Below are 21,806 nucleotides of genomic sequence, written 5' to 3' on the forward strand. Positions count from 1 at the left end.
CAGGAGATGCGAAAATGACCGCATTGAAATCGGAGCCGCCGGATTCGGTGCGCTCGCTGGACGAGCTTTTGGCAATTGCCTATGCACTGGAGCATGAAGCAGCCGAGCATTATGCGGCCTTCGCCCGTCAGACGCGGCAGGAAGGCAATGCAAAATTGGCTGATCTCTTCGAAAAACTGGCTGAAGAAGAGCGTCATCACGAACATTACGTCGAAGAATGGTCGGCGCAGAAAACCGGCAAGGCACCGGACCCCGCGGCAATCCGCTGGGACGTGCCAGAGACATTTGACGTTGAAAGCGGCGCGGAACTGGCTTCATCACGCCTGGCCAATGCTTACCGGATTCTGGCTGTTGCAGTGCAGAATGAGGACCGCGCCTTTGCGCTCTGGAGCTACATCGCGGCCCGTGCCCCCACAGATGATCTAAGAACAGCAGCCGAAAAGATGGCGCGGCAGGAACTGCAGCATGGCTGGGATCTGCGCCGGGCGCGCCGTCAGGCCTATCACGCCGAAGGACTCTCCAAATCACATCGCGGTGCGAAAACGCTTGCAATTCTCGGGCAGACGGAAAGCCAACTTGCGCTGAAACTCCAGTACGCCGCAGCCGATACGGCAGGTCATTCCGCGGAAGAATTGCAGCGGCTGTCCAATGAAGCTCGGGATACGGCTGCCATACTCACAGGTACCGCAGCGGCAGATAAAGCAGAGGACGACGGAGACGACATCCTGACCATTGCCGAGCGTCTGGCGGAAGGCTATCTCGAGATCAGCGACCACTCCAAGGATGAGTCGGAGATCGCTCAGGCGCAGAAACTGGCGGAACGAGCTGTTCTGCGACTTGCTCAGCTCCGCGCTCTCGGCAATGCGCTGCCCGACGGCAAAAGCGCTGCCTGATTGCCGTTCTGCTGGGCCGCCCTTCTCAGCCGGTGCCGCCAGGCCGATCCCGCCATCGTCAGCACGAAAGCAAGGATCGCGGCTATGGTGATCAGGCCGCTGAGCTGACGTAACCCGGCCCACACCGCCAACCCACCGGCTGCACGCAGTAACACCGACAGATGCAGCAATGCTAGCGGCAGATAGAGCCAATGCGTATATGCGACACGCCAATGGGTCACGGCTGGCAGGATCACCAGGGCATGGCCGAAAACCATCGAGATGACAAATCCGATCAGCACGGCATGTAGCGCGATGTCGTAGCCCTGCGCCGTCAGGAATGGAAAGCGTGCCAGCAGCGCAACACCAGCGAATCCCAGCCAGACATAGCCAAGCAGCATGCAGACGGCGAAGAACCTGGTCTGCCCCTGCTGCCGAATGGTGTGCCGGGCGATGTCGTGACGAAACAGCCACAGCATGACTGCCAGCAAGCCCAACCCGAACAGGACGGCGCCATCCTCATCCGTCAGGCTGTTGCGTGCGCCCGCCGCCAGCAAGCCGATCGAAACCAGGAACAGTCCTTCACTGCCAGCCTTGCTTGGCAGCAGGCGGCTCATTTCCAGCCTTTCGCCGGCAATGGTGAGGATCAGGAAGACCAGCCACCAGCCAACCAGCTCGCTGACCGCGCCGTCCAGCAGCCAGAGCATATTTCCCGCAAGCCAGGCCAGCGCACCGAACAGCATGGCGCCGGTGAACAAGGCCGGCTGCTGACGCAGAATAATGAGAGAAGCCAGCGATAGAATGGCGCTGGCCAGAAGATAGGCGCCAGCACCGAAGATCAGCGGCAGTCCCGCGATCAACATCACGCTGCCAAGCCCCGCCGCCAGCGGCCCTAGATAGGCCCAAGGCCGTGCCAACGCGACGGCCCGCTCCAGACTGATCAGCGTGCCGAACAGACCTGACACCATCAGCGGGCCATGCAACTGAGCAAGGCCTTCGCCATGAGGCATCTCCCAGCCGAGCCGCCATAACCCGCCGCATAGGCCGGCAAGCAGGCTCAATCCGCCCAGCAGCAGGAGCAGGACGCGGAACCGCTGCGGGTCCCGCATCGCTGCCGGCAAATATCGCTCAAGCCGCGACACGGCCGATCCGCACCTGCCAAACCTCAGGCCCCTGTTCCAGATAGGTCCAGTCGAACAGGCCCGCGAATTCGGCATTGAACTGATAATGGAGCGGCTTAGGATCGTGGTCGTTTACCAGCAGAAAAGCCTGTCCCGGCGTGAGATCATTAAACGTCTTCATGATCAGGGGATGACGCAGCCGCGGCGCAATATCACGGACATCGATAGTGGTGACGATATTAGTGCTCATGGCAGTTCCTTCGTTCAGCGACGTTCAATGTGATGTTCAATGGCGGCCGAGCTGCGCCCGACCCTGCTCGGTGATGCGGTCCGGCTTCCATGGCGGCTCCCAGACCAGCTTTACGTCCACCGAGCCTGCATCGGGAAAACGCTGTCGCAGTCGGTCCTCGGCTTCTCGAACGATCATTCGGCCCAGCGGACAGGCCCGCGTGGTGAGCGTGATCGCGACATCGATGGCGTCGTCCGTGCGCATCGCGCGGTAGACCAGACCAAGATCGACAATGCTCAGCCCTACTTCCGGGTCGATCACGGCCTGGAGGGCATCAAGAATATTGGTGTCTAGAGATGCAGTCGAAGCGGGAGCAGGCATAAGCAACCTCGTATGGACGAGGCTTATATGCAGTAGCGGCTGGCCGCCTTCTTTGTGCTGCCGCAAAGTCACGAGCAATCGTCAAAGGCTGCTCTTTGCTTGCGTTGCGACAAAGACGGTCTCTCAGCCACGCGTAACGATGGCGCGGCTGGAGGACATCACATGGAACCTGAGCTGGACGACATTGTGGACGACGTTTTACGTCGCCGTCCTGCGACAATTCGCGTTTTTCTCGATTTCAAGCTGCGCTGCGTCGGCTGCCCGGTGTCCTGCTTTCACAGCATTGGCGATGCCGCCCAGGCCCACGGCGTTTCACCTGCAGTCTTCCTGGCCGCGCTGCGGCAGGCCATGGCAGATCAGGACTCAGACTGACCTTCCGCCAGCAGGAAAAGCCGATGCGCATCGGTCAGAATGATCTTCTGCCGGCCGCCTCGAACCAGCCCCCGATCCTCCCAGGCGCTGAGAATGCGGCTCACGGTATGCAGCGTGGTGCCTGTCATTTCGGCCACATCCTGACGGGAAATCGGGAAATCGATCTCAATTCCCTGCTCGACCTTGCGTCCAGACTGGCGGACAAGGCGCAGCAAGGCATGCGCCACGCGGCGCTCGACCTCCTCGGTCGACATCTCGACAACCCGGGCCTGCACGTCCTGCAGCCGGTTGCCCAGGGTCTGCATGGTACCGGCAGCGAGAGTGGGATACTTCGCCACCAATGAGGGCCAGCTTGCGGATGGCCAGGCCAATGCCAGGCTTTCGACGATCGCCGTTGCCGTGGCCGGATAGGTATCGCGGCCGATCGCCATGGCGATGCCGAAGATATCGCCCGCTACGATATAGCGGACCACCACCTGCTGCCCATCGGGGATCAGGCGCGAGACGCGCAGATGCCCGTTCAGCAGCAGGAAGAAATAGTCGGCTTTGCCATCCTGCTCGAAGACATTGGTGTTCTTCGCATAGCGGCGCGGCGTGGCGCTGCTGAGGATGTCTCGGATCTGGTCGCGCGACAGTTCGCGGAACAAGGAGAACTCGGCGACGATCGACGGATCAATAGCGGTCATTCGGCCTTCCGAAGAACGGGTTTCTCGCAGAATACCAAGCGCAGCGCCCGGTTTCCAGCCAACGGAAAGCCGCTGAAAACGCGGTTTTGTTTGCGGCCGCACAAATTCCAAGTTCCTCGCATGCGGTATCTACGATCCGGACGACATCGTTGCGGTGCCGTCGAAACATGGAGAATGCCAAATGCGTACAGCTTTGTTTTTCGGCGCCGCTCTGGCGGCTGTGACACTCTCCGGCGCGGTGGCCGCGGCGGAAATCGAAGTGAAGATGCTGGACAAGGGCGCCACGGGCGTCATGGTTTTCGAGCCGGCACTGGTCAAAATCGCGCCGGGAGACACCGTGAAATTCGTGCCGGTCAGCAAAGGCCACAATGTTGAAGCCATTCCCGGCATGGTGCCGGATGGCGTTGTGCCCTTCACCGGCCAGATCAATGAGACGGTCACGGTGAAATTCGACAAGGCCGGTGTCTACGGCTTCAAATGCAAGCCGCATTACGGCATGGGCATGGTGGGCATGGTCGTGGCCGGCACGCCCGACAATCATGAACAGGCCAAGGCCGTCAAACATCCCGGCAAGGCGAAGCAGGTTTTTGCAAAGCTCTTTGCCGATCCCGTCGTCGCCAGCAAGTGAATGCCGCGAGCCATGGCTGGCCGGCTGCCCGGCCAGCCATCCGGCGCTTCTTCTTTTTCTCAAAAATCTGTCCTGCCTAACCGGGCCGTCCATCGATGCGCGGCCGGATCAGGATGCCGGCATAGCCGAGCACGAAGGCGATAAAACCGCCTGACCAGAGCAGTCCGCCCATACCCAGCAATTCGCGGTAAAGCTCCATATCGGGGAACGCTGCTGCAACCACGCGCAGCAATGCGCCGACGGCAACAAGGTAATACGCCAGCGCCGCGGTGGGAGGCGCCGCGAGCTTCCGGCCGGTATGGCCCAATGACGCACGCGTCATCACCGCAAGGATCATCAGGCCAACCGCCCCACTGCCCAGCGCATGGATGGCCGCCGTGCTCGGGATCAGCCCGGCCGCACCCGCGGCTTCCAGCGCAAAGCCCAGCGGCAGAAAGAGATAGCCCAGATGCAGCGACCAGATCAGCGGTATCCGCAGGATTTGCGGCCGCCACCAGCCAGCCAGCCGGATGCCATGCAGAATGGCGGCCAGCAGAAACACCATAACTTGAATCGTGACAGGCAATCCCGCCAGTTTGCTGGCCAAGGCCACCAGAAAAGCGATATTGGCTGCCCAGGCGAGCCGGACCATTGGCGGGAAGGACACGTTATATCCTGCCTGCCGCAGGCCGCCGAGCGTGAAGGCCGGGATGATCCTCCCGCCAATGACGCTGATAGCCAGAAGATAAAGCCCCAGCCCGGCGTGCAGGCTGAGCAGGCCGCTACCCTGCCAACCGAACCGCAGCGACAGGTGCCAGAGCAGGCTGAGCGCGATCAGCGCCGTCAGGATAACGACGAACACACCATTCCGCCTGGCATTGCGCTTCAGGATTCCCGGCGCGATGAAAACGATCAGCAGCATCCAGAAGCCGATATCGGCCGCCATGAACGGCACGGCAGACGACGGGAAAACTGACAGCGCACGCGCCGCGAGCCAGAAACAGGCCAGAAGCAGCAGGCGCAAACCGCGCACCGGCCCGGCCTCGGTCCAGTTCGGCACGGCCGTCAGCAGAAATCCGGTCAACGCCGCCGAGGCAAAGCCGAAAATCATCGTATGACCGTGCCATAGAACAGGATTGCTGCTCGCAGGCAGATCCCAGCCCAGAACCCAAACCGCCAGCCACAACGGAATGAAAATGCTGGCCTGCAGACCGCAAAACAGGAAAAACGGCCGGAATCCGGATTGTAGAAAGGCCGGCCAGGAGGAGGTCGCCCTCGCGCGGCGCGCCGCTTTTGACGCTGTATCGGTCATTGATCCACCAGCTCCATCAGGCCTTCGCAACACCCGCAGGCCGGTGCGGGGATTTCACCTGCCAGCACGACATAAAACTGCCCGTTTCGTCCATTCATCGCATGGAGCAGGCCGTGCTGCAGATCGGAAATGCCAACCATGTAACGCAAGTTGTCCGCTCCTCACACGCTCGGCCATCCACGGAAAGCTTTGAGATTGCGCAGGGACAACCTGATTGCAGATTTTTCCAGCCACCGCAGGCGTTCCGCCTCCCCCGCTTCGCTGACGAGATTTTCCATCTGCGTCACCGCCTCGCCCGACATGGCGACCCAGTCGGGCGGGAACTCGAAATCCGCGCTGCCGCCCCACGTTCCGTCAGAAAGCGGATCCCGCTGCAATGGGAATGTCCCAGCACGATGACATGATCGACTTCCAGCGCCCGGACGCCAAACTCCACCGCCGCACTGGTTCCCTTCGGCACACCACGCGGCTGCTCATAGGTGGGTACCAGCGCCGCCACATTGCGGATGACGAATAAATCTCCGGGCTGTGCCTGGTCAGCAGAGCGGGACCGGTACGCGAATCCGAACAGGCGATCACCAGTACGCGCGGCGATTGTCCTTCGCTGACCAGTTTCTCGTAAGGCCGGTCGTCGCGCTCAAAGAAGCTGCTACGGAAATCCTCGAACCCACGCAGCAATCGGCACAGCGCAAGTGTGCCGGAGCTTAATACGCGTTCCGGCATGTGTCCCCATCACTGCATCAACAGTGACTCGGCGCCAGCCAAGGCCACGCCGCTGACCTCGGCTTCGGCTATCAGCAGCGATATGTACTGGCGGATAGCCGTACGGAATACTGCCTCGCTCAGGTAATCTGCCACACGCCCACGCACCTGTTCGTAGGGTAGTTCCCGGCCCGGCTCGCGCTGCAGCAGTTGCAGCACATGAAAGCCATAGCGGCTTGGCACCGGCACGGGCCAAAGCTGCCCAATTTCCAGATTGTCAAGGACAGATTCGAATTCCGGGACGGTCGTGCCGCTGGCGAACTGACCGAGATGCCCGCCTGTCTCCTTGGATGGGCAGGCCGAGTACTGCCGCGCCAATTGAGCGAACAGCTCCGGGTCCTGCTGCAGCATGGCAATCAGCCGGTTGGCCCGATTTCGCGCCGCCTCCTGTTCCGCGTCATCCTCGGGCATCGCTGCGATCAGGATATGGCGGGCCTCGTACAATGTCGGGCTAACGAACTGCGCGCGGTTGGCTTCGAAATAGCGGCGGCAGCTTTCCTCGTCCGGCGCGGGCAGCGGAACCTCGGTGGCGATGACCCGGTCGATGGCATCCTCCACCTCCCGGTCGATGCCCAGCGCCTCGGCGCGCTGGAGCAGCAACTCGCGGATTGCCAGGGCCCGGGCCGCGCGGCGGCCTGCCTCCTCGGCCGTCGCTGCTGGGTGATATTGCATCTCGGCCAGCACGGCGGCTTCGTCAATGACCGTTCCGTTCACACGGAGGATTTCCATGATGGCCTCCTTAGAGCGTCGGGCGGGCGGGCGACCGGCGGCGCACTACCTGATAGCTGCGGAAGACATAGCCGACCGGAACGCTCCAGATGTGGACCAGACGGCTGAACGGGAACAGCACGAAGATAGTGACGCCCAGCACCAGATGCAGCTTGAAGGGCCAGTCCACGTTCCGTACCAGTTCGGCGGCGCCGCTGCGGAAGGTGACGATGCGCTGCGCCCATTCTGATAAGGCAAGCATGACGCCCCCATCGCTATGCTGGATCGAGTAAGGCAGGGTGGCGAGACCCAGCACCAGTTGCAGCCACAGAACCAGCAGAATTGCGATATCCATCGGCGAGGACGTCACCCGGATGCGCGGATCGCTCAACCGCCGGTGCAAGAGCAGCGTCAGTCCGATGAAGCAAATCGTGCCCGCCGTGCCGCCAGATACCACCGCCACTATCTGCTTGGCCCCGGCAGAGATGAAATGCTCATACAACCAATGCGGCGTCAGCAGGCCGACGAAATGTCCGGCAAATAGGAACAGGATTCCGATATGGAACAGGTTCGAGCCCCAGCGAAGCTGCCGCGCGCGCAGCAGCTGGCTTGAGCCGCTGCGCCAGGTGTACTGGCCGTGCTCGAACCGAACCAGGCTGCCGATGGAAAACACGCTCAGGCCGATATAAGGGTAGATTCCGAACAGGAAATGCTCGACATACTGCATCATGATCTGATCCTCCGTCTCAGCGCGGGGATGGATTGTTCATGGCCTGCTTCCAGGCTGAGGCCTTGCCGCAGCCGCCATTGCGGCTGGGATCGTTTTCGGGCCCGAAGGTGACGGCAGCTTCCTCCCAGGCCCTGTCCAGTGCCTCGAAGCTGTCGTCGTCTTCATCGGCCGGACGCGCCGGCGCCATCACGGCCCCGGCCTCGGCAATCGCCAGCAAGGCGGCAGGCACGGCGACATAAGCCGAATGGCGTTTCTCCAGCCGGTCGCGCAGCAATGCGAGGATCGGTGCCGCATCGCGCAGGATGCAGCAGGCCTCCTGCGGATCGATCTGGCTGAGGAATTCGAGCAGCATCGGCAGGTAGTCCGGCAGTTCGCGTGGATGCGGCTCGAAGCCATGGCTGCGGTACAGCTCGGCCAGCGCCACCATCGCCGGACCGCGGTCACGGGAGTCGCCATGCACATGCTCATAGAGATGCAGGGCAACGGAACGGCCACGGTCGAATAGGCTGGTGAAGCGTTCCTGCAACGCCATCAGATCCGGGGCTTCGAGTTCTGCCACCAGGTTGCCGAGCGCACCGGCGACCTTCGGGCTGCTCTTCAGATCAATCTCAATAATGGCGCGGATTTCCGGCAGCGCCGCTTGCAGGTCGGCGGTGGGGTAGTCCAGCAGCGCGGACAGGGCTTTCAAGATGCGCATGGCCGTCACTCCCCGGCAGCTGCGCGACGGCCCGGCGCGAACAGGTTGGCCGGTTCCTTGCCGCCCGTGCAGCCCGCCCCGAACGAGAATCCGCAGCCACCGCGCAGGTCGAAGGCGCTTTCTGCATATTCACGATGGGTGGACGGGATCACGTAGCGTTCCTCGTAATTGGCAATCGCCATGATCCTGTACATGCCCTCGACCTGAGCCGGATTTAGCCCCACCCGATCGAGCACGGCGGTATTGTCCCTGCCTTCCACATGGCGGCTGCGCATGAACACCCGCATCGCTATCATGCGCTCCAGCGCCTGCACGATGGGTTCCTCGACTCCGGCGGTCAGCAGATTGGCCAGATACTTCACCGGGATGCGCAGGCTGCGCACATCGGCGATCTGATCGGCCATGGCGATCTTGCCGGCATCGGCCGCCGCCTGGATTGGCGAAAGCGGCGGCACATACCAGACCATCGGCAAGGTGCGGTATTCCGGATGCAGCGGGAAAGCTATCTTCCACTCGATCGCCATCTTGTAGGTGGGCGATATGCGCGCCGCTTCCAGCCAGTTTTCCGGTACGCCGTCGCGCCGAGCCTGTTCGATCACCGCAGGATCATGCGGATCGAGGAAGACGTCGAGCTGCGCCTGATACAAATCCTGCTCGGCTGGCACGCTGGCCGCTTCTTCGATCCGGTCGGCATCGTAGAGCAGCACGCCGAGATAGCGGATGCGGCCGACGCAAGTCTCAGAGCAGACCGTCGGTTCGCCCGCCTCGATGCGCGGGAAGCAGAAGATGCATTTTTCCGCCTTCCCGGACTTCCAGTTGTAGTAAATCTTCTTGTACGGGCAGGCGCTGACGCACATCCGCCAGCCGCGGCACTTATCCTGATCGATCAGGACGATGCCATCCTCCTCGCGCTTGTAGATCGAGCCCGATGGGCAGGAAGCGACACAGGCTGGATTGAGGCAGTGCTCGCACAGGCGTGGCAGATAGAACATGAAGGTGTTTTCGAACTGCCCGTAGATTTCTTTCTGCACGCCATCGAAGTTCTTGTCCTTCGAGCGCTTGGCGAATTCAGTGCCGAGGATCTCTTCCCAGTTTGGCCCCCACTCGATCTTCTCCATCCGTTTGCCGGTGATCAGCGAGACTGGCCGGGCCACTGGCATGGCCTCGGATTCCTGCGCAGTCTGCAGGTGGTCGTATTCAAAGGTGAAGGGCTCGTAATAGTCGTCGATCTCGGGTAGATGCGGATTGGCGAAGATCTTGGCCAGCAGCCGCCATCTGCCGCCGATGCGCGGCTCGATTCGTCCACTGCGGGTGCGTCTCCAGCCGCCCTGCCATTTATCCTGGTTCTCCCATTCCTTGGGATAGCCGATGCCAGGCTTGGTCTCGACATTGTTGAACCAGGCGTATTCTACGCCCTCGCGCGAGGTCCAGACGTTCTTGCAGGTCACTGAGCAGGTGTGGCAGCCGATGCACTTGTCCAGGTTCAGAACCATGGCAATTTGAGCACGGACTTTCATGGGGCAATCTCCTTGGTCACGACTGGCTTACTCGGCGGCTGCGGCGCCGGAGCGCGGGCGTTCAAGCCAGTCCACATTGGTCATTTTGCGCACCACCACAAACTCGTCGCGATTAGTGCCAATCGTGCCGTAGTAGTTGAAGCCGTAGCTGAGCTGGGCGTAGCCGCCGATCATATGCGTCGGCTTGACCGTGGCGCGGGTGACGGAGTTGTGGATACCGCCGCGTGCACCGGTGATTTCGCTGCCCGGTACGTTCACGATCTTCTCCTGCGCGTGATACATCAGGATCATGCCCTCGTTCACGCGCTGGCTGACCACGGCACGCGCCACCAGCGCGCCGTTCGAGTTGAAGACCTCGACCCAGTCGTTGTCCTCGATGCCAGCCTTTCCGGCATCCACCTCGCTAAGCCAGACGATCGGTCCACCGCGCGACAGGGTGAGCATCATCAGATTGTCGGTATAAGTGCTGTGGATACCCCATTTCTGGTGTGGCGTGATGAAGTTCAGCAGGATTTCCGGATTGCCGTTGCTGCGCTTACCATGCACCTCGGCCACGCTTCGCGTATCGATGGGCGGACGATAAGTGCTCAAACCCTCGCCGAAGGCCCGCATCCAGGGGTGATCCTGATAAAGCTGCTGCCGGCCGGTCAGTGTGCGCCAGGGGATCAGCTCATGCACGTTGGTGTAGCCGGCATTATAGCTGACATGCTCGGATTCCAGCCCGCTCCATGTTGGAGAGGAGATGATCTTGCGCGGCTGCGCCTGCAGGTCGCGAAAGCGCAGCTTGTCGTCTTCGCGCGGAGTTGCCAGATGCGTATGGTCGCGGCCGGTCGCCTTGGACAAGGCAGCCCAGGATTTCACCGCCACCTCCCCGTTGGTTTCCGGTGCCAGCGACAGGATCACTTCCGCTGCATCGATATCGGTCTCGATCTTCGGCAGCCCCTGGGTAATGCCTGGTTCGGTGACCTTGCCATTCAGCTTGGCTAGCAAATCCACCTCATGCGCGGTATTCCAGACGATGCCCTTGCCGCCATTGCCGATCTTGGTCATCAGAGGTCCGAGCGCCGTGAACTTCTTGTAGGTGTTCGGATAGTCGCGCTCGACTACGGTGATTTGTGGCATGGTCTTGCCCGGGATGGGTTCGATCTCACCCTTGCGCCATTCCTTCGGCTCGAAGGCCTGGCCCAACTCGGACGGCGTATCGTGCATCAGCGGTGTGAGCACGATGTCCTTCTCGACGCTGAGATGGCCTTCGCAGATAGAAGAGAATGTCTTGGCGATGCCCTTGAAGATCTCCCAGTCGCTGCGCGCTTCCCAAGCCGGATCTACCGCTGCCGACAGCGGATGGATAAAGGGATGCATGTCGGAGGTATTCATGTCGTGCTTCTCGTACCAGGTGGCGGTCGGCAGCACGATGTCGGAATACATGCAGGTGGTGGACATGCGGAAATCGAGCGTCACGAGCAGATCGAGCTTGCCTTCCGCCTCCTCGCGCCAGATCACCTCCTCCGGCTTGCGCCCCCCTTCTTGGCCGAGATCCTTGCCCTGCACGCCATGCTGGGTGCCGAGCAGATATTTGAGGAAGTATTCATGCCCCTTGCCGCTGGAGCCCAGGATGTTTGAGCGCCAGACGAACATGTTGCGCGGGAAATTTGCCGGATTGTCCGGGTCCTCGCAGGACATGCGGATGTCGCCGCTCTTCAGCTTCTCCACCAGATAGGGCACGGGTTCCTGCCCGGCCGCGGCTGCATCCTTCGTCAGTTGCAGCGGATTGCACTCAAGTTGTGGTGCGCTGGGCAGCCACCCCATGCGCTCAGCCCGCACGTTGAAATCGATCAGCGACCCGGTCAGCTTCTTCGGCGCCAGCGGAGAGAGGATTTCCTCCACCGCCAGCTTCTCGTACCGCCACTGGCCGGTATGGGCGTAGAAGAATGAGGTCGAGTTCTGCTGACGCGGCGGTCGATGCCAGTCCAGCGCGAAGGCCAGCGGCAGCCAGCCGCATTGCGGGCGCAGCTTCTCCTGTCCCACATAATGCGACCAGCCGCCACCTGACTGGCCAATGCAACCACACATCGCCAGCAGGTTGATGATGCCGCGATAATTCATGTCGGCGTGGTACCAATGGTTCACCGCTGCGCCGAGAATGACCATGGACTTGCCCTTGGTCTTGTCGGCATTGTCGGCGAAGGCACGCGCTACAGCGATCACCTGCTCGCGCGGTACGCCGGTAATGCGCTCCTGCCAGGCCGGCGTATAGGGCAGGTCTTCATCGAAGCTCTTCGCGGCATTCGGGTCCCCGAAGCCGTAATCCACGCCGTAATTGGCCAGGAATAGGTCATAGACTGCCGCGACCAGAACCGGGCCATTCCGGGTCTGGACACGTTTGACCGGAACTTTGCGCTCGATGACTTCGGGGTGATTACTGCTCGGGAAATGCTCGTGCGCGATGCCGCCGAAATACGGAAAGGCCACTCCCCTCACCTCGTCTTCGACACCCTTCAGGCCGAGACGCAGCTTTGTCTCGGCGCCGCCAGCTTCCTTCTCCTCCAGATTCCATTTGCCTTGTTCGCCCCAGCGGAAACCGATGGAGCCTAGCGGCGCGACAAGCTTGCCGCTCTTCTCGTCGAGCGCGACCGTCTTCCATTCCGGATTGTTGCTCTGGCCCAGATTGTCAGCAAAATCAGAGCAGCGCAGGAAACGGTCCGGCACCAGGCGGCCGTCGCGCTCGACCAGCATCACCAAATTCGGCATGTCGGTATAGCGCCGGCAGTAGTCCTGGAAATACTCACTGCGCCCCTTGGCATGGTATTCGCTCAGGATCACATGGCCCATCGCCATGGCCAGCGCCGCATCGGTGCCCTGCTTGGGATGCAGCCATAGGTCGGCAAATTTTGAGGCTTCCGAATAATCGGGCGTCACCACCGCCACCTTGGCGCCCTTGTAGCGGACTTCCGTCATGAAATGGGCGTCCGGCGTGCGCGTCTGCGGCACGTTAGACCCCCACAGCATCAGGAAGGTGGAATTGTACCAGTCGGCCGATTCCGGCACATCGGTCTGCTCGCCCCAGGTCTGTGGAGAACTGGGCGGCAGGTCGCAATACCAGTCGTAGAAGCTCATGCAGACGCCGCCGATCAGCGACAGATAGCGGCTGCCGGCCGCATAAGATACCATGGACATCGCCGGGATCGGCGAGAAGCCGATGATGCGGTCAGGGCCGAAGGTTTTAATCGTATAGGCGTTCGCCGCGGCGATGATCTCGTTCACCTCATCCCAGCTCGCACGCACGAAGCCGCCCATGCCACGGGCCGTCTTGTATTCTTTGGTCTTCGCCTTGTCCTCGACAATCGACTGCCAGGCAGCCACCGGATCGCGATGGGTCTGCTTCGCCGCGCGCCACAGCCGCATCAGGCGGCCACGCACCATCGGATATTTCACGCGGTTGGCGCTGTAGATGTACCAGGAGTAACTGGCCCCGCGTGCGCAGCCGCGCGGCTCGTGATTGGGCAGATCGGGTCGCGTACGCGGGTAGTCCGTCTGCTGGGTTTCCCAGGTGACGATGCCACCCTTCACATAGATTTTCCATGAGCAGGAGCCGGTACAATTGGCACCATGCGTGGAGCGCACGATGCGGTCATGCGCCCAGCGATTGCGATAAGCATCCTCCCAGGCGCGGTCCTCGGTCGTGACCACGCCATGGCCATCGGAGAAATGACCGACCTGTTTGCGAAAGTAAGTGAGGCGATCGAGAAAGCGGCTCATGGTTGGGGCTCCATTGGCTCACGTCAGCAGGGACGCTCGGCGCCCTTACGGGCGTAGTACCACCAGTTAATGGCGACATTGACCGCGTAATAGAAAGCGGCCCAGTAGAAGAAGGCGTTCGGTGAGGCGAACAGCGTCATCGAGTAGCCAAGCAGGATGCCGGCGGCGAACGGGCCATAAGCTGCAACCGCGCTTGTCCATCCGATCACGCCGGCTGCCTGCCGTGGCTCGAACAGCATGGGCATCTGCTTGAAGGTCGAGGCATTGCCGATGCCGGAAAAGAAGAACAGGCCCAGCATGAAGGTGAGGAAGTATGGGAACTCGGCCAGCGAGGTCGGCGAAGTGAAGAAGGTTACGCCGATGGCGCAGACGATCATACCGATGCCCGACCAATGCGTGACGATGGCGCCGCCGAAGCGATCCGACAGCGGCCCGGCGATCACGCGCATGATCGAGCCGATCAGCGGCCCGAGGAAAGCATAGGCCAGTGGATCGGGACCGTTGGGGAAGCCGGTATAGGTCTGCCGGATCAGCAGCGGAAAGGTGGCTGAGAAACCGGAGAAGGATCCAAACGTCATGACGTAGAGCAGCGTCATGAAGAAGCCGTGCTTCAGTTTGAAGATGTCGAGCTGATCGCGGAAATTGGCCCGCACTGGTACGCTGCGCAGCATGAACCAGGCTAGGATGCCGAACAGCGCGATCAGCGGCACATAGACCAGAGCCGCATTCTGCAGCCAGATCTTGCTGTGCACCCCACCACGCGTGAAATCGAGCGGTTCGCCAGCCAAGCTGCCGAACAGCGCGACGCCAATGATCCAGGGCGTGACGAACTGCACGATGCTGACCCCGAAATTTCCAATGCCGGCCTGGATCGCCAAGGCGGTGCCCTGCAGCCGCTTGGGGAAGAACAGGCTAGTGCTCGGCATGAAGGATGAGAAATTGCCGCCACCCAGCCCGGCCAGAAAGGCCAGCGTCAGCAGCACCCAGTAAGGCGTGGTCGGCTCCTGTACCGCAACGAACCAACCGACGGTTGGAATCAGCAGACTGAGCGTGGAGATCGTTACCACGTTGCGCGTGCCGTAAAGCGGCACCAGAAAAGTATGAATGATGCGCAGCGTGCCGCCGGCTAGGCCCGGCATGGCCGTCAGCCAGAAGAGCTCGGTCTGGTTCAGCTTGAAGCCGGCGCCCGGCAGGCGCACCACTAGGGCTGAAACCATGAACCAGACGATGAAGGCCATGGTCAGGTTGGCAGTGGTGATGATCAGCGTGCGCCAGGCAATCCGCTTTCCGGTGGTTTCCCAGAACCCGGCATCCTCCGGCTCCCAACGGCTAAGCCACACCCCTTGACGTTTCTCGTTGTTGCCAATCGCGATAGTCATGACTCAAGCCTCCTTCGCCCGGATTCCGGCGGGTACGGATTGCGATGTGTCGGGCACGGCGGCAGGCTTTCCGCCTTCGGCCAGTTCAGGCAGATCCTGTGGGCCGCGCAGGGCCGGATGCTTGCGTCGCTCCATGCGTAGGATGGCAAAATGCATCCAGGTCAGCGCGATCGCGACCAGGATGAAGAGCAGCATGAAACAGCTCGTCCAAACGCCAATGATGTCGTTCAGCGCGCCGAAGGCGATTGGCAGCACGAAGCCGCCGAGCCCGCCGATCAGGCCGACCACGCCGCCCACTGCGCCGACATGGTTCGGGTAATAGACCGGGATATGCTTGTAGACGGCAGCCTTTCCCAGCGACATGAAGAAACCCAGCACAAAGGCGATCACCGTGAATGGCACAAAGCCGATGGCAATGGTGAAGGTGATCGGACCTGTAATGCCACGCACCGTGTAATCGGTCGCCGGATAGGACAGCAGGAAGGTGCAGATCACCGAGACGATGAAGGTCCAGTACATAACCCGGCGGGCGCCATATTTATCGGAAAGCACGCCGCCATAGGCGCGGAACAGGCTGGCCGGGATCGAATAGGCCGCGCCCAGCATGCCCGCCGTTTTCACGTCGAGGCCATAGACGCCCATGTAGTAGCGCGGCAGCCAGAGCGCCAAGGCGACGAAAGCGCCAAAGACGAAGAAGTAATAAAGCGAGAAACGCCAGACCTGCAGTTTTGCCAACGGCGCCAGTTGCGCCAGCAGTGGCTCAGGCTTCACGCCCATGCGCTTGCGTTCGGCCAGCGCAGGATCGTCTTTGGTGAAGAGATAGAAGGCGATCGCCATGATCAGCATAACAATGGCCCAGACCTTGGCGACCATTTCCCAGCCGAAAGCCACCATCACGAAGGGAGCAATGAACTTGGTGACAGCGGCACCGACATTGCCCATGCCGAAAACGCCAAGCGCAGTTCCCTGCTTCTCCTTCGGATACCATTTGGAAACATAGGCAACGCCGACCGCAAAGGAGCCGCCGGCAATGCCGACGCCGAGCGCGGCCAACAGGAAGGTCTCGTAAGAATAGGCCAAGGTGAGCAGCCAGGTAGCGATCGCGGCGGCCACCATCACGGCGGTGTAGACCAGGCGGCCGCCATATTGGTCGGTCCAGATGCCGAGCAGCAGACGGCTCAGTGAGCCCGTCAGAATCGGTGTGCCGATCAGCAGGCCGAACTGGGTTTCGTTAAGACCCAGATCCTTTTTGATCTGTAGACCGATGATCGAGAAGATCGTCCAGACGGCGAAGCATACAGTGAATGCCACTGTACTCATTACTAATGCTGTAGACTGACCGGCAGGATTCGTGGCGAGGCTGGCAGTGGGGGCAGATTGAGAGACCATCGCTGTTTTCTCCTCCATCCCGGTAAAGTGGCAGGATGCGAGGAGACGATGCGCAGGAGCGGGCGAAACAGGATTGCGTTAGATCAACGGCTACGCTGCAGCGCATTTTTGCGTCGCAAAAATCCTTGATTACCATCAAAAATTGATCTCGGTACGGCATCAATGCCATGCTTGATGTCGATCAATGAGTGATATTCCGCGTCCGATACTCTGGTGATAATGGAGGTGCTATATGCGCGCTATCGATCAGCAAGCATTCAAAGAAACTGAGCTCTACCAGAGGCTTGGGCCGGCGATTGCCGAGCGTCTCGTACGCGATTGCGCCATTCGGGAATATCCGAAGCATGCCATCCTGACCCAGCAGGGCGAAGAATCAGAATTTGTGCACCTGATCATCAGCGGCCGCGTCGCATTGATGGCGGAATGCAGCGATGGCGACACTACCGTGGTCACGACTTTCGGCAACGGCGAGATCTTCGTCAGTGCCGCCGCAATCCTGCAGCTACCCTATCTCGTCACCGCCAAAACCACCACGCCGTCGCGGATCCTGCTGATCCCGAGCGGGCGGTTCCGCCAGGCGCTGGAAACCGAGCACGCCCTCGCGCTGATGATGGTGGACCGGCTGGCGCGCCATTGGCGCCTGCTGGTTGAACACCTGCGCGAGCTGAAGCTGCACACCGCCACCGAGCGGCTGGCGCATTATCTCGTGCGTCACAGCGCGGTCGAAAGCGGCCCCGACAGCTTCCGCCTTGCCGACGATCGCAAGACCATCGCCGCCGAGCTGGGCATGAGTTCGGAATGTCTGTCCCGTACCTTCCAGCAGTTGCGCAGCTTTGGTGTCCGCGCCAGCGGCAGCCGCATCGAAATCGCCGATGTCAGCCGGCTGCAGAAGCTCTATCGCCCGGTGGCACCGGCAAACCGCGTGGCGCGCAACGTCTCGCCAAGTGGAGTGAAAGCCACGCAGCCCGAAATGGCCCGGGCCTGACGCGATGTCCGCCATTCCCATCGGCGTGGTGACGATTTCCGACCGCGCCAGCACCGGCATTTACGAAGACCGTAGCGGCCCGGCAATCATCGCCGAGTTGCAGCACATCCTCGCCACGCCCTGGCGGGCGGAAACGAGATTGATTGCCGATGAGCAGCCTCTCATCGAGCAGACGCTTATGGAGCTGAGCGACGAACGGCACTGCCCGCTGATCGTTACCACCGGAGGCACCGGGCCAGCCTTACGGGATGTTACCCCGGAAGCGACCGGAGCGGTCTGTGAAAAGATGATGCCGGGCTTTGGCGAATTGATGCGCTCCGTCAGCCTGAGATCCGTGCCGACGGCGATTCTGTCGCGCCAGACTGCCGGTATCCGGGGCCGCAGCCTGATCATCAATCTGCCAGGCAAGCCGGCGGCGATTGCCGAATGCCTCGCGGCGGTATTCCCCGCCATCCCCTATTGCATCGACCTGATCGGCGGCGCGTATCTGGAGACCAATCCAGACGTCTGCCGCGCCTTCCGCCCGGCGAAGTAGCGTCCGGCATCAGCCATAAACTTGAGCATTTGCGGCATAGTGGGCGCGAGATAGACGGACGGCCAGAGACGGAGAAAGGCAGCCGGTCGGCAGCTATGCGGTTATGGCGTCACGGTACGCGGTGGACAATCTCCGGGATGCAGAAGTCGAAATCGCAGCCGCGCTCGGCCTGCGTGACGGTGTCGAAATATAGCTTGTCGTAGCCGCGGCGGCCTTCGCCCGACGGCAATGGCGGCAAGGTGGCACGGCGCTTGGCCAGTTCCGCGTCATCGACCAGCAGATCGATGCGGCGTCCTGCCGTATTCAGTCTGATGCGGTCGCCGGTCTTCACCAGGGCCAGCGGGCCACCCGAGGCTGCCTCCGGCGCGATATGCAGCACGATGGTGCCATAGGCCGTACCGCTCATCCGCGCATCCGATATGCGTACCATGTCCTTGACGCCGGCTTGCGCCAGCTTCTTCGGAATCGGGATATAGCCCGCTTCCGGCATGCCGGGCGCGCCTTTCGGGCCAGCATTGCGCAGCACCAGGATGTCATCCGGCGCCACGTCGAGATCGCGGCTGTCCAGCCGCGCCGCCATATCTGCCAGACCGTCGAAGACAACGGCGCGGCCTTCATGCTGTAACAGGCTTTGAGTCGCAGCCGCCTGCTTGATCAATGCACCATCGGGCGCAAGGCTGCCGCGCAGCACTGCCATGGCGCCGGTCCTGTAGACCGGCTCGGTGATCGGCCTGATCACGTCCTGCGGCCAGTCGGGCGGCATGGCGTCGATATTCTCGCCGAGCGTCTTGCCCGTCACCGTCAGGCAGCTCCGGTCCAGCAGATTACCCAACTGGCGCAGGATCGGCGTCAGGCCGCCGGCCTTGTAGAGATCTTCCATGTAATGCTGGCCGGTCGGTTTCAGATCGACCAGCACCGGCGTTTCGCGCCCCATCGCATCGAACCCGTCCAGATCGATGGCGATGCCGCTGCGGCCGGCCATCGCGGTCAGATGAATGAGTGCATTGGTCGATCCGCCAACGGCAAGCAGAACCCGCAAGGCATTTCGATAGGCGGCGGGCGTCAGGATCCTGTCCGGCGTCAGACGCTCTGCCGCCATTTCCACCGCGCGCTTACCGGTCAGTTCGGCCAGGCGGCGGCGTTCGGCATGCACGGCCGGTACCGCCGCGCCGCCAGGCAGCATCATGCCCAAAGCTTCCACCGTCAGCGCCATCGTGCTGGCAGTGCCCATCACGCCGCAGGTGCCGATGGTCGGCGCCAGTTCGCTGTTCACCTCATCGATCTGCTGTTCATCGATGTCGCCGGCGCGATAGCGCGCCCAGAAGCGGCGGCAATCGGTGCAGGCGCCAAGCTTCTCGCCGCGCCACGAGCCAGCCAGCATCGGGCCGGTCACCAGCATGATGGCAGGAATATTCGCACTTGCCGCGCCCATCATCAGCGCAGGCACGGTCTTGTCGCAGCCGCCGAGCAAAATCACCGCATCCATCGGCTGGGCGCGGATCATCTCTTCCACGTCCAGCGCCATCAGGTTGCGCAGATACATGCTGGTGGGATTGGAGAAACTTTCCTGAATCGAGATCACCGGAAACGGGATCGGAATTCCGCCCGCCAGCATCACGCCGCGCGAGGCCGCCTCGATCAGGTCGGGGACGTTACGATGACAGGCATTATAGCCAGAATTGGTGTCGACGATGCCGATGATCGGCTTGTCCAGGGCTTCGTCGGTATACCCCATGGCCTTGATGAAGGCCTTGCGCAGAAATACGGAAAACCCGGCATCGCCATAATTCGCTAGGTTGCGGCGCATGCCTGTAGGATCGGCCATCCCTTTGAATTTGGATTGAGGCATCGGGCTCGCTTCCTCCTGGAGCGGCACATTTGACTTCCCCCACCAGATTGTCAACAATCGCCTTTGCCACAAGCATCTATGGCCTTCGCGCGACGCCTATCTCTCCGCCCAGCGCCGCCGCGCCCGCAAGAGGAGATGCCGCGATGAGCCCCGGCGCGACCTACAGCTTCGCCATCCAGTATGGTCTGGGCGATCTGCAGTTCGAGATGCAGGTGGCCGATACCTTGCGCTTCTCCAATCAGGCAAACCGCATGATGGCCAATAGCGGACTTTCGCTGGCCGCCTTCCGGCTCCTGATGTGGGACATGCTGGCGAACAGTCTCGACGCCGGCGACCACCTCAAAGGCGGCGTCGAGGCCAATGCCGTCGCCATGGGCGCGGCCTGGCTTGCCATTACCTCGGCAATGCATCACGACCATCCGGATCGCGACTGCTTCATTCTGAAGATGGGTGCCAGATCGGGCGAACTGGGCGTCGAGATCGATCCCGAAAATCCCTATGCCGAACCGCATGAGGAGCGCGAGCAGATTTTCGCGGTGGCCAATGTCACACGCGAGCAGTTCGACGAGGATGCCCGGCTATTCCGGGATTGGGCCGCCAGCATCCGGTCGGAGATCGACCGGGCCGGACGCTGACGGCACCACTCACCTTCTACTGCACAAGTTAGTGCTGACTTACCTGCTTTATGCGCTTAGGCGCTCGCAGGCCGCAGCGATGCGCTGAAGCGCTTCGGTCAGTTCCGCGGCCGATGTCGCATAGGAAATGCGGAAGAACGGTGACAATCCGAACGCCGCCCCGGGCACCACGGCCACTTTCGCCTGCTTCAGGATGTAGGACGCGAAATCCCGATCAGTACGGATTTCCGTGCCATCCGGCGCACGGGTGCCGAGCAAACCGGCGCAACTCGCGAAGGTATAGAACGCCCCTTCCGGCACCCGGCATTCGATGCCGCGGATTTTGTTCAGCGCCGAAACGACGAGATCGCGGCGCTGCCGGAAGCTTTCCTGCCGCTCGGCCAGGAAATCCTGCGGACCGGTCAAAGCTTCGACTGCCGCGGCCTGGCTGATCGAGCACGGGTTCGACGTGCTCTGGCTCTGCACCACCGCCATCGCCTTGATCAACGCCTCCGGACCGCCGCCATAGCCAATGCGCCAGCCGGTCATCGCATAGGCTTTGGACAGGCCGTTTATGGTCAGGGTGCGGTCGCGGAGACGCGGCTCCAAAGCAGCCGGCGTGACGAACTTGAAGCCGTCATAGACGATATGCTCGTAGATATCGTCCGCCATCACCCACACATCCGGATGCTGGAGCAGGACGTCCAGCAGCGGCTTGTAATGCTCGGCGCCATAGGCGGCGCCGCTGGGATTGGACGGCGAATTCAGCAGCACCCAGCGCGTCTTCGGCGAGATCGCCCCGCGCAACTGATCGGCGGTCGCCCGGAAGCCATTCTCGGCTTTGCATTCGACGATCTTGGGCACGCCGCCGCAGATATGGATGATATCGGCATAAGACGTCCAGTACGGCGCGAACAGGATCACCTCATCGCCAGGATTCAGGGTCGCCATGAAGGCGTTGTAGATGATCTGCTTGGCGCCGGCCCCGACCGTGATTTCTGCCACCTTGAAATCAAGGCCGTTCTCAATACGGAACTTGTGCTGGATCGCTTCCTTCAGCGCGGGCGTGCCATCCAGGGCCGTGTACTTTGTATCGCCGCGTTCCATCGCCTTCTGTGCGGCGCGCTTGACGGAATCGGGCGTATCGAAGTCCGGCTCGCCTGCACCCAGGATAATGACGGGCTCGCCTGCCTTCTTCATGGCTGTGGCTTCCGCGCCGATGCGCAGAATTTCGGAAACCTTGATAGCGGCAATACGGCTGGCGGGACGGAATGCCGCTTTTTCAGACTGTTGAGACATGTT

23 protein-coding genes are annotated in these 21,806 nt (G+C 61.5%); 6 read left to right on the forward strand and 17 right to left on the reverse strand.

The window, feature by feature from the left end; translation table 11 throughout:
- The first annotated feature begins 14 nt into the window (after positions 1-14).
- Complete coding sequence (locus tag Q0603_RS15725; protein WP_298727356.1) at positions 15-893, forward strand: ferritin family protein; 879 nt, start codon at positions 15-17, stop codon at positions 891-893.
- On the opposite strand, the gene Q0603_RS15730 is transcribed toward Q0603_RS15725, so the two are convergent.
- Genes Q0603_RS15730 through Q0603_RS15740 form a run of 3 tightly spaced genes read right to left on the reverse strand, consistent with a single transcriptional unit; the run spans position 842 to position 2,603 of the window.
- The gene (locus Q0603_RS15730; RefSeq protein WP_298727359.1) at positions 842-1,981 is read right to left on the reverse strand and encodes a hypothetical protein; all 1,140 of its coding nucleotides are present in this window, start codon (positions 1,979-1,981) and stop codon (positions 842-844) included. The genes Q0603_RS15725 and Q0603_RS15730 overlap by 52 nt on opposite strands.
- A gap of 19 nt (positions 1,982-2,000) precedes the next feature.
- The gene (locus Q0603_RS15735; protein ID WP_298727362.1) at positions 2,001-2,243 is read right to left on the reverse strand and encodes a DUF2249 domain-containing protein; all 243 of its coding nucleotides are present in this window, start codon (positions 2,241-2,243) and stop codon (positions 2,001-2,003) included.
- Between the two features lie 36 nt (positions 2,244-2,279).
- Positions 2,280-2,603 (reverse strand): metal-sulfur cluster assembly factor, encoded by a 324-nt coding sequence (locus tag Q0603_RS15740; protein ID WP_298727365.1) that lies wholly within the window; start codon positions 2,601-2,603, stop codon positions 2,280-2,282.
- A 162-nt stretch (positions 2,604-2,765) separates the two neighbouring features.
- On the opposite strand from Q0603_RS15740, the gene Q0603_RS15745 reads away from it, so the two are divergent.
- Positions 2,766-2,975: a DUF1858 domain-containing protein gene (locus Q0603_RS15745; RefSeq protein WP_298727368.1), complete on the forward strand. Its 210-nt coding sequence runs from the start codon at positions 2,766-2,768 to the stop codon at positions 2,973-2,975.
- Here the strand turns inward: Q0603_RS15745 and Q0603_RS15750 are convergent.
- Entirely contained in the window at positions 2,960-3,661 is a 702-nt protein-coding gene (locus Q0603_RS15750) for a Crp/Fnr family transcriptional regulator (protein WP_298727371.1), read from the reverse strand. The genes Q0603_RS15745 and Q0603_RS15750 overlap by 16 nt on opposite strands.
- Before the next feature lie 181 nt (positions 3,662-3,842).
- Here Q0603_RS15750 and Q0603_RS15755 point away from each other — a divergent pair, with 181 nt between their 5' ends.
- Positions 3,843-4,289, forward strand: a complete 447-nt coding sequence (locus tag Q0603_RS15755; RefSeq protein WP_298727374.1) for a pseudoazurin — start codon at positions 3,843-3,845, stop codon at positions 4,287-4,289.
- A gap of 76 nt (positions 4,290-4,365) precedes the next feature.
- Here the strand turns inward: Q0603_RS15755 and Q0603_RS15760 are convergent, their stop codons facing one another.
- The 11 genes from Q0603_RS15760 to Q0603_RS15805 form a co-directional block, all read right to left on the reverse strand.
- Entirely contained in the window at positions 4,366-5,580 is a 1,215-nt protein-coding gene (locus tag Q0603_RS15760) for an NnrS family protein (protein WP_298727377.1), read from the reverse strand.
- The gene (locus tag Q0603_RS15765) at positions 5,577-5,729 is read right to left on the reverse strand and encodes a hypothetical protein (protein WP_298727380.1); all 153 of its coding nucleotides are present in this window, start codon (positions 5,727-5,729) and stop codon (positions 5,577-5,579) included. Before Q0603_RS15765 ends, Q0603_RS15760 begins: the two co-directional genes overlap by 4 nt.
- Positions 5,730-5,741: 12 nt before the next feature.
- Positions 5,742-5,957 (reverse strand): hypothetical protein, encoded by a 216-nt coding sequence (locus Q0603_RS15770; RefSeq protein ID WP_298727383.1) that lies wholly within the window; start codon positions 5,955-5,957, stop codon positions 5,742-5,744.
- Complete coding sequence (locus tag Q0603_RS19385) at positions 5,864-6,079, reverse strand: carbonic anhydrase (protein WP_366132869.1); 216 nt, start codon at positions 6,077-6,079, stop codon at positions 5,864-5,866. Before Q0603_RS19385 ends, Q0603_RS15770 begins: the two co-directional genes overlap by 94 nt.
- A 233-nt stretch (positions 6,080-6,312) precedes the next feature.
- Complete coding sequence (locus Q0603_RS15775) at positions 6,313-7,056, reverse strand: peptidylprolyl isomerase (protein ID WP_298727386.1); 744 nt, start codon at positions 7,054-7,056, stop codon at positions 6,313-6,315.
- 25 nt (positions 7,057-7,081) lie between these two features.
- Positions 7,082-7,780, reverse strand: a complete 699-nt coding sequence (gene narI / locus Q0603_RS15780) for a respiratory nitrate reductase subunit gamma (RefSeq protein ID WP_298727393.1) — start codon at positions 7,778-7,780, stop codon at positions 7,082-7,084.
- Between the two features lie 16 nt (positions 7,781-7,796).
- Complete coding sequence (gene narJ, locus Q0603_RS15785; protein WP_298727396.1) at positions 7,797-8,477, reverse strand: nitrate reductase molybdenum cofactor assembly chaperone; 681 nt, start codon at positions 8,475-8,477, stop codon at positions 7,797-7,799.
- A gap of 5 nt (positions 8,478-8,482) precedes the next feature.
- Positions 8,483-9,994, reverse strand: a complete 1,512-nt coding sequence (gene narH / locus Q0603_RS15790) for a nitrate reductase subunit beta (protein WP_298727399.1) — start codon at positions 9,992-9,994, stop codon at positions 8,483-8,485.
- 27 nt (positions 9,995-10,021) lie between these two features.
- Positions 10,022-13,753 carry a nitrate reductase subunit alpha gene (locus Q0603_RS15795; protein WP_298727402.1) on the reverse strand — a complete coding sequence of 1,244 codons (3,732 nt, stop codon included), beginning with the start codon at positions 13,751-13,753 and terminating at the stop codon, positions 10,022-10,024.
- Positions 13,754-13,776: 23 nt separating this feature from the next.
- The gene (locus Q0603_RS15800) at positions 13,777-15,132 is read right to left on the reverse strand and encodes a nitrate/nitrite transporter (RefSeq protein WP_298727405.1); all 1,356 of its coding nucleotides are present in this window, start codon (positions 15,130-15,132) and stop codon (positions 13,777-13,779) included.
- 3 nt (positions 15,133-15,135) lie between these two features.
- A complete protein-coding gene (locus Q0603_RS15805; RefSeq protein WP_298727408.1) occupies positions 15,136-16,452 on the reverse strand; it encodes a nitrate/nitrite transporter in 1,317 nt (438 codons plus the stop codon).
- Positions 16,453-16,753: 301 nt separating this feature from the next.
- On the opposite strand from Q0603_RS15805, the gene Q0603_RS15810 reads away from it, so the two are divergent.
- Both Q0603_RS15810 and mog read left to right on the forward strand, forming a co-directional pair.
- Positions 16,754-17,506 carry a cyclic nucleotide-binding domain-containing protein gene (locus Q0603_RS15810; RefSeq protein ID WP_298727412.1) on the forward strand — a complete coding sequence of 251 codons (753 nt, stop codon included), beginning with the start codon at positions 16,754-16,756 and terminating at the stop codon, positions 17,504-17,506.
- Between the two features lie 4 nt (positions 17,507-17,510).
- The gene (gene mog, locus Q0603_RS15815; protein WP_298727415.1) at positions 17,511-18,041 is read left to right on the forward strand and encodes a molybdopterin adenylyltransferase; all 531 of its coding nucleotides are present in this window, start codon (positions 17,511-17,513) and stop codon (positions 18,039-18,041) included.
- A gap of 109 nt (positions 18,042-18,150) precedes the next feature.
- On the opposite strand, the gene Q0603_RS15820 is transcribed toward mog, so the two are convergent.
- Positions 18,151-19,890, reverse strand: a complete 1,740-nt coding sequence (locus Q0603_RS15820; RefSeq protein WP_298727418.1) for an IlvD/Edd family dehydratase — start codon at positions 19,888-19,890, stop codon at positions 18,151-18,153.
- 143 nt (positions 19,891-20,033) lie between these two features.
- Here Q0603_RS15820 and Q0603_RS15825 point away from each other — a divergent pair, with 143 nt between their 5' ends.
- Positions 20,034-20,525: a hypothetical protein gene (locus Q0603_RS15825; RefSeq protein WP_298727421.1), complete on the forward strand. Its 492-nt coding sequence runs from the start codon at positions 20,034-20,036 to the stop codon at positions 20,523-20,525.
- 48 nt (positions 20,526-20,573) lie between these two features.
- Here the strand turns inward: Q0603_RS15825 and Q0603_RS15830 are convergent, their stop codons facing one another.
- Positions 20,574-21,803, reverse strand: coding sequence for a pyridoxal phosphate-dependent aminotransferase (locus tag Q0603_RS15830; protein ID WP_298727424.1), 1,230 nt, complete (start codon positions 21,801-21,803; stop codon positions 20,574-20,576).
- Between the last annotated feature and the right edge of the window lie 3 nt (positions 21,804-21,806).

Source organism: uncultured Ferrovibrio sp. (assembly GCF_937960835.1).
Classification (GTDB): domain Bacteria; phylum Pseudomonadota; class Alphaproteobacteria; order Ferrovibrionales; family Ferrovibrionaceae; genus Ferrovibrio.

Coding starts and splice junctions, on each gene's coding strand:
- Q0603_RS15725 (WP_298727356.1), top strand. CDS start 15: ATGACCGCATTGAAATCGGAGCCGCCGGATTCGGTGCGCTCGCTGGAC.
- Q0603_RS15730 (WP_298727359.1), bottom strand. CDS start 1,981: ATGCGGGACCCGCAGCGGTTCCGCGTCCTGCTCCTGCTGCTGGGCGGA.
- Q0603_RS15735 (WP_298727362.1), bottom strand. CDS start 2,243: ATGAGCACTAATATCGTCACCACTATCGATGTCCGTGATATTGCGCCG.
- Q0603_RS15740 (WP_298727365.1), bottom strand. CDS start 2,603: ATGCCTGCTCCCGCTTCGACTGCATCTCTAGACACCAATATTCTTGAT.
- Q0603_RS15745 (WP_298727368.1), top strand. CDS start 2,766: ATGGAACCTGAGCTGGACGACATTGTGGACGACGTTTTACGTCGCCGT.
- Q0603_RS15750 (WP_298727371.1), bottom strand. CDS start 3,661: ATGACCGCTATTGATCCGTCGATCGTCGCCGAGTTCTCCTTGTTCCGC.
- Q0603_RS15755 (WP_298727374.1), top strand. CDS start 3,843: ATGCGTACAGCTTTGTTTTTCGGCGCCGCTCTGGCGGCTGTGACACTC.
- Q0603_RS15760 (WP_298727377.1), bottom strand. CDS start 5,580: ATGACCGATACAGCGTCAAAAGCGGCGCGCCGCGCGAGGGCGACCTCC.
- narI (WP_298727393.1), bottom strand. CDS start 7,780: ATGATGCAGTATGTCGAGCATTTCCTGTTCGGAATCTACCCTTATATC.
- narJ (WP_298727396.1), bottom strand. CDS start 8,477: ATGCGCATCTTGAAAGCCCTGTCCGCGCTGCTGGACTACCCCACCGCC.
- narH (WP_298727399.1), bottom strand. CDS start 9,994: ATGAAAGTCCGTGCTCAAATTGCCATGGTTCTGAACCTGGACAAGTGC.
- Q0603_RS15795 (WP_298727402.1), bottom strand. CDS start 13,753: ATGAGCCGCTTTCTCGATCGCCTCACTTACTTTCGCAAACAGGTCGGT.
- Q0603_RS15800 (WP_298727405.1), bottom strand. CDS start 15,132: ATGACTATCGCGATTGGCAACAACGAGAAACGTCAAGGGGTGTGGCTT.
- Q0603_RS15805 (WP_298727408.1), bottom strand. CDS start 16,452: ATGAGTACAGTGGCATTCACTGTATGCTTCGCCGTCTGGACGATCTTC.
- Q0603_RS15810 (WP_298727412.1), top strand. CDS start 16,754: ATGCGCGCTATCGATCAGCAAGCATTCAAAGAAACTGAGCTCTACCAG.
- mog (WP_298727415.1), top strand. CDS start 17,511: ATGTCCGCCATTCCCATCGGCGTGGTGACGATTTCCGACCGCGCCAGC.
- Q0603_RS15820 (WP_298727418.1), bottom strand. CDS start 19,890: ATGCCTCAATCCAAATTCAAAGGGATGGCCGATCCTACAGGCATGCGC.
- Q0603_RS15825 (WP_298727421.1), top strand. CDS start 20,034: ATGAGCCCCGGCGCGACCTACAGCTTCGCCATCCAGTATGGTCTGGGC.
- Q0603_RS15830 (WP_298727424.1), bottom strand. CDS start 21,803: ATGTCTCAACAGTCTGAAAAAGCGGCATTCCGTCCCGCCAGCCGTATT.